Source organism: Rhodococcus sp. SJ-2, from assembly GCF_053750035.1.
On record NZ_CM132340.1, the window covers coordinates 3,857,559 to 3,871,991 of the forward strand.

General features: G+C 65.0%; 9 protein-coding genes. 5 read left to right on the plus strand and 4 right to left on the minus strand.

From position 1 onward, the window contains the following. Positions 1-5: 5 nt before the first annotated feature. Both ACSYG9_RS18170 and ACSYG9_RS18175 read left to right on the plus strand, forming a co-directional pair. Positions 6-827: a fumarylacetoacetate hydrolase family protein gene (locus tag ACSYG9_RS18170; protein WP_440123850.1), complete on the plus strand. Its 822-nt coding sequence runs from the start codon at positions 6-8 to the stop codon at positions 825-827. 12 nt (positions 828-839) lie between these two features. Then, a complete protein-coding gene (locus ACSYG9_RS18175; RefSeq protein WP_440123851.1) occupies positions 840-1,553 on the plus strand; it encodes a maleylpyruvate isomerase family mycothiol-dependent enzyme in 714 nt (237 codons plus the stop codon). A 58-nt stretch (positions 1,554-1,611) separates the two neighbouring features. Here the strand turns inward: ACSYG9_RS18175 and ACSYG9_RS18180 are convergent, their stop codons facing one another. From ACSYG9_RS18180 to ACSYG9_RS18190, 3 genes are all read right to left on the minus strand, one after another. Next, positions 1,612-2,004 carry an excalibur calcium-binding domain-containing protein gene (locus tag ACSYG9_RS18180; protein ID WP_454839399.1) on the minus strand — a complete coding sequence of 131 codons (393 nt, stop codon included), beginning with the start codon at positions 2,002-2,004 and terminating at the stop codon, positions 1,612-1,614. A 112-nt stretch (positions 2,005-2,116) separates the two neighbouring features. Further along, positions 2,117-4,060 (minus strand): ketoacyl-ACP synthase III, encoded by a 1,944-nt coding sequence (locus tag ACSYG9_RS18185; RefSeq protein WP_454839400.1) that lies wholly within the window; start codon positions 4,058-4,060, stop codon positions 2,117-2,119. Between the two features lie 49 nt (positions 4,061-4,109). Further along, positions 4,110-4,940, minus strand: coding sequence for a beta-ketoacyl-ACP reductase (locus ACSYG9_RS18190; RefSeq protein ID WP_440123854.1), 831 nt, complete (start codon positions 4,938-4,940; stop codon positions 4,110-4,112). 693 nt (positions 4,941-5,633) lie between these two features. On the opposite strand from ACSYG9_RS18190, the gene ACSYG9_RS18195 reads away from it, so the two are divergent. Further along, the gene (locus ACSYG9_RS18195) at positions 5,634-6,395 is read left to right on the plus strand and encodes an alpha/beta fold hydrolase (protein WP_440127706.1); all 762 of its coding nucleotides are present in this window, start codon (positions 5,634-5,636) and stop codon (positions 6,393-6,395) included. A 97-nt stretch (positions 6,396-6,492) separates the two neighbouring features. Continuing rightward, positions 6,493-6,921 carry a hypothetical protein gene (locus tag ACSYG9_RS18200; RefSeq protein ID WP_440123855.1) on the plus strand — a complete coding sequence of 143 codons (429 nt, stop codon included), beginning with the start codon at positions 6,493-6,495 and terminating at the stop codon, positions 6,919-6,921. A gap of 61 nt (positions 6,922-6,982) precedes the next feature. Here ACSYG9_RS18200 and ACSYG9_RS18205 read toward each other — a convergent pair whose 3' ends face one another. After that, positions 6,983-12,460, minus strand: a complete 5,478-nt coding sequence (locus tag ACSYG9_RS18205; protein WP_440127707.1) for an ATP-binding protein — start codon at positions 12,458-12,460, stop codon at positions 6,983-6,985. Positions 12,461-13,233: 773 nt separating this feature from the next. Between ACSYG9_RS18205 and ACSYG9_RS18210 the strand changes: the two genes are divergently transcribed. Then, entirely contained in the window at positions 13,234-14,418 is a 1,185-nt protein-coding gene (locus ACSYG9_RS18210) for a hypothetical protein (protein ID WP_454839401.1), read from the plus strand. The last annotated feature ends 15 nt before the right edge of the window (positions 14,419-14,433 follow it).

Sequence of the window (14,433 nt, forward strand, 5' to 3'; positions counted from 1 at the left end):
AACTCATGCGACTCGCCACTCTCCGCCTGGATGGCACGACCGCAGCAGTGAGGGTCGACAGCGACTCCGCCGCAACCGTGATCGACGGCTACGCCGATCTGTCCGCGCTGCTCGACAACGCTGACTGGAAGTCCGTCGCCGAGCAGGCTTCGGGCAAGGTCGTCGATCTCGCGAACGCCGACTACGCCCCCGTGGTGCCGAAGCCCGGCAAGATCGTGTGTGTCGGCTTGAACTACGCGACGCACATCAAGGAGATGGGCCGCGATCTGCCCGAGTTCCCGACTCTGTTCTCGAAGTTCAAGGAAGCCCTCACCGGCCCGTACGACGACGTGATCGTGCCCGATTATGCGGGTGCGCAGCTCGACTGGGAAGCGGAGCTGGCCGTCGTCATCGGCAAGCAGGCCTACCAGGTCGGTGAGGGCGACGCTGCCGGGTACATCGCCGGCTACTCGGTGATCAACGACTACACGATGCGCGACTACCAGTACCGCACGCTGCAGTGGGACCAGGGCAAGACGTTCGAGAAGACCAGCGGCTTCGGCCCGTTCCTCGACACCGACTATCAGCTCGGAACCAAGATCGAGACCAAGCTCGAGGGCGAGGTAATGCAGTCGTCGAACACCCACGACCTGGTGTTCACCCCAGCCAAACTCGTCGACTACATTTCGCACATCGTCACGCTGCAGCCCGGAGATGTCATCATCACGGGCACCACCGGCGGCGTCGGCCACGCCCGCAAGCCCGCGCGCTACGTGCAGAACGGCGAAACCGTCGAGGTCACGATCGAAGGCCTCGGCACCGTCAAGAACAAGACGATCATCAAGTAGGAGAACCCGGACGTGGGATTCAACGATCTCGAACTCTCCGAGCGGCTGTTGATCGCCCGACGAGGTACGTCGTACCTGTCGCAGCGGCTCGCGGATCTGACCGACGACGAACTCGACGGCCCCACCCTGCTCGAAGGGTGGACACGCCGGCACCTCGTGGCGCACATCGGCTACAACGCCGCAGCTCTGTGCCGGCTCATGGATTGGGCTGCAACAGGCATCGAGACGCCGATGTACTCGTCGACGGAACAGCGGGGGCAGGAGATCGACGAAGGGGCCACGCTGAGTCCCGCAGCACTTCGTAACTTGTTCTCGCACACGGTCGCACGGCTGGACGAGAAGTGGCGTCACCTACCGGATTCTGCGTGGCAGGCGCAGGTGCGCACCGCGCAAGGGCGGCTCGTGCCTGCGGAGGAAACCGCGTGGATGCGCACCCGCGAGGTATGGATCCACGCCGTCGACCTCGACAACGGTGGTCGTTTCGGTGACTTCCCCCCGATCGTCCTCGAGTCTCTGCTCGACGACATCGTCGGGATGTGGCGCAAGAAGGATCTCGGCACGGGTATCGCGATCGAGGTCGTGGGCAGCACCCCTGTCGTGGTGAAGGAGGGAGCCGAGATCACGCACGAGGTGCAGGGTTCCCTTCCGTCCGTGGTGCGCTGGGCTGCCGGCCGCGGTGCGATAGGAGTTACAGGGGGCGAATTGACGCCTCCCCGCTGGCTGTGACGACGCAGAACGACGACGAGAGGCCCTCCATCGAAGGGCCTCTCGTCGTGTTCGGATGCTAGCGCGGATCCCGCTCGCAGCCGATGCCGTCGTTGTCACGGTCCAGGCGCGGTGCGTAACCCGGATCATCGCGGTAGACGGGAGCCGCCCCGGCGTTCCACGCCTCGGTGCAGTTCTTGAATCCGCCACTCGGAGCCGAACGCGGTGCGGGCGCCGGTGCCGACTGCTGCGGTGCCGGCTGCGGGGGAGCGGGCGGGGTTTGTGGCTCCGGGGGAGCAGGAGGAGCCAGCGGTGCCGGAGGTGCGAACGGGTTCCATGATCCGCTGGGGATCAGGTCGGCTACGCCGGTGGGGAGTAGATCGACCAGGGTGAACGCATTCGCGGTCGCTGGAGCAGCGACCGTCAGCGCCAGGCAGCTCAGTGCTGCGGCAGTAAGACGCCGGATCTTCATTGGTTGTGCCTTTCGAAATCACTCGGGGCCATCCATGGATGTGGCCTCGAATGGGTATCGTCCCGTCCGCAAGAAACGTTGCGAACGGGACGATCGGCACAAAATGGATCTTCTAGTTGAATGCCAGTTCGACGTCGGATGGCGACGGTTTCCCCTGAGTGGGGTCGATCGCCGCGTGCTCTTCCGCTGAACGGAACGGAGCGACCACCTTCGGGTCGATGCGCATCACGGTGTATCCGGCAACAGCACCGGCACCGAACCCGGGTGCGAAGATGCGCACCGGCTTGTCGATGACGCCGTCGCGGACGGCGTCGTGGATCGCGAGCGGGATGCTCGCCGACGACGCGTTACCGACCTGCTCGATGTTGAAGTACAGACGATCCGCCGACAATCCCGCGTTCGCAGCAAGCTCGATGATCATCGTCTTGTTCGCCTGGTGCGGCACGATCAGGTCGATATTGTCGAGGAGCGACCCCTTCTCACCGGCCGGTGCGGGCAGTTCGTTGATCTCGTCGAGCATCTGCGCCAGGTAGCGGCCGGCGAGCGACTTGACCTCGGGACCGTAGACGGTGATGAAGTTGTCGAAGTCCGGGTTGGGCCAGATGATCGAATTGACTTCGCTCGTCGGTCCACTCGCATAGCTGTTGAAGTACTCGATATCGCCCTCGGCGCCTTCGTCGGCGGGCGACACGACGATCGCCGCGGCACCGTCACCGAAGATCATGCGCGACGGGCGCACGTTGCCGATCTTGTCGGAGAACTTCTCGACGCACACCACCAGTACGGGCCGCTTGACCTGCTGCAGGATGCGGGTTGCCTCGGCAAGACCGTAAGGCATGCCCGCGCAGGCCGCGATGAGATCGAACGACGCGTGGGTCTGTGCGATGCCGAGCTCGCCCGAGATCCACGTCGCGAGCGACGGAATCAACCGTCCGCTCGTGCAGGTGCACACGATCACCGCGCCGATATCCTCCGGACCTACGCTCGCGTGCTCGACGGCTTGCTTGGCTGCCGACAGAGCGAGGTCTTCGAACGTGCCGGAGGTATAGCGGCGCTGCTCGATTCCGGTCTTCTGTGCGATGGAACCGGCCGTCATCGGCGACCAGTTGTAGGCGGTGTTGCGGATCAGGTCGTCGTTCGTGCAGACGATGTCTCCGTGCGCGACCGCGAGGGAGTCGATGCGAGGACGGATGGTGAACTCCGCGTTCACGTCCACTGCCGGATAGGGCTTCGACGGGGCGATGGGAGCGGGGCTCGTGTAGCTCACGCCCTTGCGGGTCTTGCCGGATGTCGCTCGGGTGATGAAGCGCTGGACTTCACGATCACGGGGCGTGAAGACCACAACGTAGTCGTCGTCTCTCAGATCCTTGACCTTCACGACCTCGAGTTCGTTGCGGTTGTATGGGTGCTGGTTGTGCAGCACCATCGACCACCGGCCGAGGGCCTCGAGTTCGGCGACATCTTCGCTGCTGTCGAGGATCTCGTCGTACGTGTAGATCGGGTAGTTCGGATCGTGGTTGCCGATCCGGAGCGTCATGTTGTCCGGGTCGGCGAGAAGCTGTTCGACCGTCGGCTTGACGGTGGGCAGTGATCCGGCAATGTGCCGCCGCGAGCCGAAGACGTTGAACAGGCGAGCGAAGATCAGGTCCTCGGCCGATTCGTTCCACGCAGCTGGCAGTTCGCGGTAGGCGGACTGGACGGCAGCCATACGCTCTGCGGCATCGGGCCACGGTGTGAGCGTGGGCATGTAGATGCCGTCGCGGTTGCGCGGGACATCGGACCAGCGCGTCGGTTTCTTGTCGAACATGGTGAGCGCGAACCGATTCGCCCAGAATCCGCTCAGTGCCATGTCTCGCATGAGTTCGAACTTGGTTTTGTAGACGCCTTGAGCGCTGCGCGAGAGGATTTCGGAGACCGAGGGGGCCTTCGTGTCGAAATCACGACGGATCACCGAGTCGAGGTGTTCGATACTGGTGAATGCCGAGAAGTCGAGATCGGGAAAGAAATTGGATGGGAAGACGATCTTGCCATGCCGGTTGAGCTCGAAAGACTGCATCTGAAATGAGACCGTTCAGTGGTATGTGGGCTGGATGTGGAGCGAGCGGTCACATGTCGAGTCCGCCGTTGACACCCCACACCTGACCGGTGATGTAGGAGGAGTCATCGGCGGCGAGGAAATGGACGACGCGGGCGACCTCGTGGGGATTCGCGAGACGCTTCACCGGGATGCTGTCGGTGATACGACCGAGGACCTTCTCCGGGATGGATTCGACCATTTCGGTGGCGACGAAGCCCGGGGTGACAGTGTTGACGGTGACGCCGATGCTGTCGGGGGTCAGTAGGCCCGCTTTGCCCAGGTGGAAGGTGGCTTCCTTGGCGAGTGTCTTGGTGAGGCCGAAGAGGCCGGCCTTGGAGGCTGCATAGTTGGCCTGGCCGATGTTGCCCGTTTCACCGATGACCGAAGAGACGTTGACGATACGGCCGGTGCCGCGCTCGAGCATGTGGCGAAGCGCGGCCTGGGCCAGGTAGAACGCACCGGAGAGGTTGACGGAGATGACCTTGTCCCAGTCCTCGTCTTCCATCTTGAGCACCGTGCGATCGATCGTGATGCCGGCATTGTTGATCAGGATGTCGAGACGGCCGTGCTCGGCAATGACCTCGTCGATCGTCCGACGGCAATCGTCGGCGCTGGCGACATCGCCCTTGTGCACGGAGTGCGTCACGTCGTCGCGAGCATTGGTCTTCATCTCCGCGAGGAACTGGTCGGCCTGCGAGGTGTTGCGTCCGTATCCCGCTGCGACTGTCGCTCCCTGAGCGGCGAGGCTACGGCTGATAGCGGCACCGATGCCCCGGGTTCCACCGGTGACGAACGCGACGCGTCCGCGGAGCTTGTTGCCCTGGACGAGTTTCGTGGTGGGTTCGGCGGTGCTGGTCATTGTCGTCTCCTCTGACTGGCGGCGGTCGCGTCAGGCACGGCGACGTGCCCTTCGGGGCTGCGTATGCCCGATGGTCTTGTGGTGGTGCGCGATTGCGAGATTCCCCTGCTTCGCGTTGCGTTTCGAGCGCCCCTGCTCGTTAACTCCCTGCGCATTCAATGATGCAGCACTTCCCGGGGATTGTCATGTGGAATGTATCGCTGCCGTTCGGTGCGCCTGATCGTCATATGTACCGGAATCAATTGGGGTGCAACGTATTATGCTTGAAAGCTGGTACTTACTCCGGAGTACGAACAGACTGTTTGTCCGTAGCCCTTCCGTTCGGTGCTGATGCGAGCGGATTCGGAAAATACTGTGGCGCACAGTCTTACTCCGTAGTCAGGTCCGATCGGGAATAAATCGAGACGATCTTGATCGTGTTGGCCTCTGTGGTGAAATGCATTGGCATAAAACGAAATAGAGGTCCAATCAGTGTGGTGCGCCAGAATGGCATGCAGTGCACAATTTGATTGCACTCAGTGTCAGGGAACCGATTTCAGCACTCGTGATGAAAGGGCCTCGAATAGGGCGGAGCTCCACTGTCGCCCCGGTGTGATGTTGGGCACAGGCAGGTTTACGGTGTGGCGAAGAACTATATCTTGCTGCCGTCCCGGGTAGGCCGACTGAGATGATGTCCGCGTGACGCAGACTCAGATGATTCGTACAGGCCGAACAGAACTCGAAGTGCTGGTGAACGGCGCGGGTCCGGCAGTGGTCTTGTTGCCTTCCCTCGGCCGGGACTCCTATGAATTCGATCCGATCGCGCAAGACCTGTCGGACGCAGGGTATTGCGCCGTGCGTCCTCAGCCTCGGGGCGTCGGCGCGAGTGGCGGACCTCTGGACGACTTGGATCTGCACGACCTCGCCCGTGATGTGGCGGATGTGCTCACGATGCTCGACACGGGGCCCGCGGTCCTTGCCGGGCACGCGTTCGGCCACTACGTAGCACGGGTGCTGGCAGTGGATCGCCCTGAACTGGTCAGAGGAGTCGCCGTGCTGGCTGCAGGCGCACGCCGGTTCCCCGCGTCGCTGACCGAGCGAGTGGCGAAGTGTTCCGACTCGGCGTTGCCCGACGCCGAACGCCTCGTCCACCTGGGTGAGGTGTTCTTCGCGGAGGGACACGACCCGTCGGTGTGGCTCGATGGCTGGTGGCCCGACGCGATCGTTGCCCAGCGTGCCGCCATGGCGGCGACCGAGAAGGAAACGTGGTGGCCGATAGCCTCGTCCCCGTTGCTGGACGTGCAGGCGGAAGGCGATGTGTTCCGCCCGGCCGGGACCCGTTCGGAGCTGATCGACGAGTTCGGTGCAGACCTGGTTGCAACCGTCCTCATCCCCGGCAGCGGTCACGCGCTGATCCCCGAGGTCCCGCACGAAGTCGCACGCGCTCTCATCGAATGGATCCGCACCCTCGACTGAGATGAAGAAATCGTCATCTTCGCCTCATGGACGTCTCATCGTGGGTCTCCAGAGTAAGGGTGCACCGAACGGAACACCCCTTGCGAAGGAGAAGACCATGGCCCTGAGCCGCACCTGGTGGGCAGCCGCAGCACTGACGACCGCGGCCGCAGCCGGAACAGCCGGTTTCGTGCTTTCGAACTCGAACGAGGCCGCGCCTTCCGCATCGACCTCGACCTACACGATCTCGACCGTCGCCGATCCCTCCTCGACCGGACCGGCCCCGTCGACGACATCGAGCACCGCGATCGCGACTGTGCACGGAACAACAGGCTCCGCAGACCTGGCGAGCGCTCTACCGCCCGGAATCCCGTTCATCGATACCAGCACCTGTCACGCGTGGTTCGACGATTGGGACGACACGGTCCCCGATTACGTCGAGGACTTCTACGACGAGTGGGACGACCGGTGCGACGACCTCGCCGACGACGATCACGACGACCGGGATGACGATCACGACGACCGGGACGACGACTGGGACGACTAGGAACTACGACGAAGCCCCGCACCTGAAATCCGGTGCGGGGCTTCGAACGTTCTACGGGTGGTTACGCGAGGGTCCGCGCAATACCCCGCTCCAGCGCCGCGATGATCTGCGGACGCAACTCGGCGGCAGGCACGATCGCATCCACCGAGCCGACACGCTGGGCGCGCTGGATATTGTGGATCGCTTCGAACTCTGCGGCGACCTCACCGAGCTTCTCGGAGCGGACGGATGTCCGCAGCGACGCGAGTTCGACTCCGAGGCGTGCCTTCTCGCCGTCCTCTGCCGCCGCCATCTGGGCTTCGAGCTCGACGATGCGCGAGTCGTTCGCCGTGCGCTTGTTCACGTCGCGGGTGAACACCACGGCCGCGGCGGGAGCACCACCGAGTACCGAAGCGAACGAGCCCTCGACCGCGAGCACTTCCATGTTCTCGTTGAGTGCTCCGGAGAACACGACGAACGCGCCGCCGTGGTAGCGGGAGACGACGACGAACACGATGGGGCCGTCGAAGTTGACGATCGCCCGTCCGATCTCGGCGCCGTTCTCGAGCTGCACATTGCGCAGCGACTCCGGCGAGCCGTCGAAGCCCGACAGATTCGCGAGCACCACGAGCGGACGGTTACCGCTCGCTGCGTTGATCGCGCGCGCAGTCTTCTTCGACGACTTCGGGAACAGTGTGCCCGAGGTCCACTGGTCCGGACCATCCGTCGGGAACCAGCCCTTACGGGCGATTGCCCGTGACTCGATGCCGATGACGGAGACCGCATGGCCGCCGAGGTGGGCATCGAACACGACCGAGGTGTCGGCGTCCGCCATATCGGCCCAGCGCTCGAGTACGGCGTGGTCCTGGTCGACGACGGCACGCATCACCGTGCGGATGTCGAACGGCTTCTTCCGATCCGGGTTGGTCTCCGACGAGAAGATGTCGCCGACGGTGGTGAAGTCGCTCGACGGGTGGACGTGCGGGTATACGCGCACGTCGCGGTCGACCGGATCGGTCGACTCCGCCTTACGGGGAAACCGCTCGCCCGGCGCGATGTACGCGTGAGCGTAGTGCCCGAAGAGCACCTCGATCGCGGCGGAAAGGTTCGGGGCCCAGTACTGCGCCTGGCCGTTGGGGCCCATGACGCGGTCGTAGCCACCGATACCGAAGTTGTCCTCGGCAGACACGCCACCGGAGTAGTCCAGCGACTGCTTACCGGTGAGCACCATCGCACTGTCGGGTGTCATCACGAGGATGCCCTTGGTGTGCATGAGCATGGTCGCCTCGGCGTTCCAGTACGGCTGCGCACCGACGTTGATGCCCGTGACCACAACGTTGATCTCGCCGCCGTCCTGCGTGAACGTGATGATGCGGCGCAGTGCCCGCGAGACCCAGTCCATATTCTCGGTACCGGAGTCCATGGAAATCGTCGCACCGGACGACAGCGCGAACCACTCGACGGGGGCACCGAGCTTCTCGGCGAGGTCGACGGCGGCGACCACGCGTGAGCATTCTGCCTCCGCGACGGTACCGAGCGCCTTGGTCGGGTCGCCGAACATCGCGACACGAGTCATACCCTCCGGGTACAGCTCGGTTGCGGTGGTCACGACACCGACGATCAGTCCTGCCTTGTTGCGACCGTACGGGCGATCCACCGCAACGAACCGGCCGGACTCGTCGAAGTCGTACTCGACGAAGCTGCCGCCCTTACCGGTGAGCAGCGGAATCAGTTCGTACGGGTACACGGTGTTGCGGGCGCGGGAGCGTTGCACCTTCTGGGTGTACTCGTCGAGGGGCTTGAGCGGCTCCTTCGGCGGATCGGTGAGGCCCACGACCACACCGGCACCCGAGCGGTACGAGAATCGCAGCGCCACCTCACGCGCGGGCTGCTCCGGGTTCTCGCGCAGCCAACCGATGACGGTGATCTCCTCGAGTCCGGCACCGACGGTGAGCGGGGCGGCGTTCTGCGCGGTCCGGCGCAGTTCGTCGAATGTCAGGTCCACGACGGGCCAGACGAACAGCACGACACGATTGGCGTCGAGACGACGACCACCGCGGGCGGCCTGCGCGCGCCGCATGCCGTCGAGCGAACTCGCGAGTGCCCGCTCGAATGCGGGCAGGCCCGCGATCGCGCCGGACTCGTCGCGCTGCGGTGTCAGATCCCGCACCTCGGCAAGGGCGATGAACCGCTCGTCGGACGGGTTGTCCTGCGAAACAATGTGATACAGGTACGTATCCGGGTTCGCGGGGAGTCTCTTGCCGTCGAAGTTCTTCAGGCGCCACAGGTCGAGGCGCTGACCGGTGAGCGGATGGATGTCGCGGATGTTGGTCTCCTCCGCGTAACCCGTCTCGTAGGGCCTGAACGTGAAGACGTGCTCCTCGGCATTGTCGGTGTGGCACACCGTGACCGTCACACGACGCGCGGTCGCGACGACCGGCCTTGCGGCCAGCACGGCGTGCAGTGCCTGTGCCTGCGCATCGGCATCGCTTGGAGCGTCGTGCCATGCCAGGTAGAGATCGATGACGAGGTTCTCGGTGCTCGGCAGTGGCTTCGCGGCCGCCTCGACGGAATCGAGCAGCGCGGCGAGATCGGAATGCTCGGCCTCGGCCGAGATCAGGTACAGCCGGGTACCGCGCAGGTCGAAGTTGCCGGTGACGAACTGGCGTCCGTCGCGAACATTCGACTCCACGTCTTCGAGGGTGCGGATCTTGTACGCGCGCCGCGTGATCACCTCGAGCAGCGGGCCGGGAACCGACTCGGGGCGCGAAATCTGTTGCGCGAGCAGATCGATGAGGGGCTCCGGCGTTGCCACCAGTGCCTCGATCCGCTCCGCGTAGTCGGCAGAGTTCTCGTGCTCGGAGAGATACGCGAGCGAACCGCGCACCCCGTCGTACACCTGCTCGCGAGCCTTGCGGATCACAGGCTCTTCGAAGAAGCGGTAGCGCAAGTTGCGGGCGGTGTCACCGATGACGGGGAAGCGGACCTGAGTGGCAACGATGAGACGGTCGAGAACTTCGTTGAGTTCGCTCGACACACCGGACTCACCGGTGCCGTGCTCGAGCCAGCGGTCGAGGAGCGCCGATACCACAGGGATCTGCGCTTCGATGCGTTCTTGCGCGCAGAACAGCCGGTAGACGGCCTCTTCGAGTTCGGGGGTGCGCTCGAGTTCGGTGACGTCGTAGTGACGCAGTGCCCGCGAAAGACGTCCGCGGAAGCTTTCCGGCAACCCGCCGACCTCGACATCGAGCGACTGCAGGTACCCGTGGAAGAACTCGCGAGGACTGTGGACCTTGTCGTCGCTGTTCTCCTCGTCCTGCGTCGGACGGTTGCGCGACAGTTCGCAGACGTCGGCGAAGGTGGTGAGCAGTGCGAGTTCGGCACGCACCAGGTCGCACGACGCGGCCTTCGCAGTGAGCTGCTCATACTCGCCGAGCAGTGTTGCGGTGCGCTCGGCCGATACGTCGTAGCCGGTGATCAGAGCTTCGAGTCGATCGAGGCGAGCGTGGGCGTCGGCCACGGCGTCGTCGGTCAACGCGGGCGCGGCGGTGGGGAACTCCACCCGCTCGGCCACCGCGGTCGTGGCCTCCTCGGCAATCTGATCGACGCGCAGCAGCGGAGCGCCGGCATCGACCTGGCCGTTGACGACCGCGAGGATCTCGCGGACCTTACCCGCAAACGGTGCACGGACCGCGGTCTCCATCTTCATGGATTCGAGGACAACGAGGGTCTGACCGGCCTCGACCTCGTCGCCCACGGCAACGGGCACAGCGACCACGACGGCCGGAGCGGGCGTGCGCACGACACCGGCTTCGTCCTGACTGATCTGGTGGCTGATGCCGTCGACCTCGACGAGGAAGTGTGCGGGCCCCGCGATCGAGACGACGTTGTGGCGCTTTCCGTCGAGTGTGAGGCGTGTTTCGTACTCGCCGAGTCGCTCGATGTCGACCTCGAGTTCGGAGTCGCCAGCACCGATCCGGTACCGGTGCGGACCGATCTGCCCGACGAGCAGCTCGTAGCCTTGTCCCTGGTAGCTCAGTTCGATCTTGCGGGTTCCGGTCTGGCCGGCGCGGGGGCGGCCACCGCGTGCCGAAGCGAGGAAGCCGGCGCGGGCGCGGGCCTCGTCGGCGTCGTACACGTCGACTGCGGTCGCGAGAAGCGCGATGTCGGCGACCTTCGTCGGCCCGGTGGCGGTGCCTGCGCCGGTGCGGTCGAGCCAGCCGGTATCGGCACTGGCCTCGATGACCTCTTCGCGGCCCAGCAGGTCGAGGAGGAACGATTTGGTGGTGGTCCCGCCGTCGAGGACGACGGTGGTCTCGCGGAGCGCCGTACGGAGACGGGCGAGGGCTTCGTCGCGGTCGCGGCCCCACGCGATGATCTTGGCGACCATCGAGTCGTAGTCGGGCGGGATCACGTCGCCCTGGGCGATTCCGGTGTCGACTCGCAGACCTGAACCGAGCGGGAACTTGAGCAGTTGCACGGTGCCGGGCGCGGGAGCGAAGCCGTTGTCGGCGTCCTCGGCGTTCAGGCGGGCCTCGACCGCGTGGCCGAACTCGGGCGGGCAGTCGCCGGGGAGCTTCTCGCCGGAGGCGACCAAGATCTGCAGCTTGACCAGGTCGATTCCGGTGGTCGCCTCGGTGATCGGGTGCTCGACCTGCAGACGGGTGTTGACCTCGAGGAAGGTGAAGATCTTCAGGTCGGGCTGGTACAGGTACTCGACTGTGCCGGCGCCGCTGTAGGCCGCGGCGCGGACCAGGTCGGCCGAGACCTTCCGCAGCTCGTCGGCCTGCTCCTTGGTGAGCAACGGGGAGGCGGACTCCTCGATGACTTTCTGGTTCTTGCGCTGGATCGAGCAGTCGCGCACGCCGGGCGCCCAGACGTTGCCGTGGTTGTCGGCGATGACTTGGACCTCGACGTGGCGGGCATCGGTGACGAGACGCTCGATGAACACGACCGGGTCACCGAACGAGCGCTCGGCTTCACCCTGGGTGCGCTCGAGAGCGAGTTCGAGTTCGTCCTCGGAGTAGACCTTGCGGATGCCGCGTCCGCCGCCACCGGAACGGGCCTTGATGATCAGCGGGTAGCCGATGGCCTGGGCGTGACGGCGCGCATCGGCGCGGTTCTCGACGGGGCCGCCCGACCACGGAGCGACGGGAACGCCGACCTTCTCTGCGAGCAGTTTTGCCTCGACCTTGTCGCCGAGCAGACGCATCGCGTCGGAAGACGGGCCGATGAAAGTGATGTTCAGCCGGGCGCACACGTCGGCGAAGGTGGGGTCCTCGGCGACGAAGCCCCAGCCGACCCACACTGCGTCGGCCTTCGCTTCGGTCAGCGCGCGCTCGAGCTCGACGTAGTCGAGGTAGGGCGTTGCGGCCGTCGTGGACGGCCGGAGGGTGACACCTTCGTCGGCTTGACGGACGAACATGGCGCGCCGCTCGGCCTCGGTGTGCAGCGCGATCGTTGTGATGTCGTAGTTGTGCTCGGAGTTCAGCTCCCGGACTGCCCGGATGAGGCGGACGGCCGCCTCACCCCGATTGACCACTGCGATCCGTTTGAACATACTCGTTGCCACCGTTCTCCATGGTTGTGCGCATACCGCGCTCGTCGAAGCTCAACCCCGTTCGAGGAAGCGGTGTCGACCGAATGCTCGTCCCGCGTCACGGGTTGATAACGCGGCTGGTGAACATGTATCGGTCGGCTCCTCGTGGTTGGCGTGGGCATGCGTGTCGGTCCCGGCCCCGTGGTCCCTGCCCCAGGGCGCCGTTGGGCGGTTCGGACGGATCGTGCGTGAAGCCCGCGGTTGTCGCTGTGACAACGCCCCCTGCTTCGGGTGATCCGTCCGGATAACAGCATGGAGGAAACATGAGGGTTTGTCACGTTTTGATGTTCGGTGACCGGGAGCGGTTGCCTGCGCTCACGGTACCGATGGGAGGCGTTGCGGGGCACGGGTTCCCGGGGTAGGCGAGGCGTCCCGGTGCCGTCCGAAAGGGGGTGTCGCGAGCTGTACCGTGGGGTAACACCGGCGGGTAACTTCGAAGCGGGTCGAAATGCCGGCCAGCGAGGATGGGAAATAGCCTTGTGGGACAACGTATTTCGGATACGTGGGGTGTCCGGCGCGGCTCCGGGGGAGGGAAAGTACCCGCCTTTCGGAGATTTCTCGTGTGACATCGATCACCGCAGATCATCGGGGTCATCTGTCGGCCGCCGCGGACACATGCGCTGCCCCTCCGAGTCCCGCGGAGACCCTGGGTCGAGTCTGGGGATACCGCTGTGCCGGACGGCGTCGGTGAATTCTGGAACAGTGGAGGTCGACGATCTCCGAGGAGGGGCACCATGACCGAGCCCGACCACTCGAACATTCCCGGGGAGTTCGAGTCCCAGCCTGAACGCCGCGAGCGCATCGCCGCCCAGGTTCGACGGTGGTGCGAACAGTGCCGCATCGAAGGCCATCACGACCCCTTGTCCGACGACGCCGCTGTCGCGATCGCATCCGGTTACCTCGATGAGTCCGCAAGGTCGGTCCTCGCCGTTCGTCGGAGTCTCGCGCGCCGGATTCCGGACATCGGTGGGTTCGGAGAGCTTCGCCTCCTCACCGAAGAGCGGGAGAGGGCCGCCGCTCGTGCTGCAGTGCAGCGTCCCGGTCTGTCCAGGATGGTGTTCGAGTATCGCGCGAGTGAGATCGACAAGCGTATCCGCGCCGCGCGGCAGTCCATCGTGCATTCGTCGGCTCACTACGCGCAGGGGGTGCGCGCCGTGCGTCGTGAACGTCGCGACGGTATTCATCTCGAGCTCGACCAGCGTGAGGCGTTGTTCCGGGCGTTGCAGCGCACGCCGGCCCCGATCCCGGCGACCGGGGTGGATCGGGCCCGCGACGCGGTGCTCACTGTCGCAAGCGACCGGGTGAGCCGGTGGTCCGAGCGCACGATCGCGGCGGATGCAGGGCGTCGCGCGGCCGAGGTGCTCGCCAGGCAGATGCCCGACGAGGCCGATCGCTTCGTCGACCGCTACGACACCCTTCTGTTTCTCGCGGGGGCACTGTACGACCGGATCGAGTCGTCGCCGGCGTGGCATTCGGAACACCTCGCCGTGCAGCGATCACAGCTGAACCTCACCGACGAGCTCACCCAGATCGCCACCGATGTAATCGCACTGCGGGGCCTGCTCACCGAATTGGACGACGCGATCAGTGCTGCGCCCGCAGCGCGGTCGGGCCTCGAGTCGCGGATCGCGGCGCTGGACACCGTCTGGGAACAGCTTCTCGACCGAGTTGCGGCGCTCGCTCGGATCGGGGATCTCCTCGGGTTCGCCGACGGTCGAATGGCCATGGTCGAAGTTGCGCAGCGAGCAGCAAGCCTCGACGACCGGATCGACGACCTCATCGGACGCTCCGGGGCACGCGAACTCTCGACCGACAATACGAACTTCGTCGGCGATCAATTCGGAGGTGCCGCAGAGTCGATCGGTGTGCTGCAATCCGCGCTCCTCGGCGACATTGCGGAGCTGACGGCAAAGGATTGACGCGAGGGCTTGTGA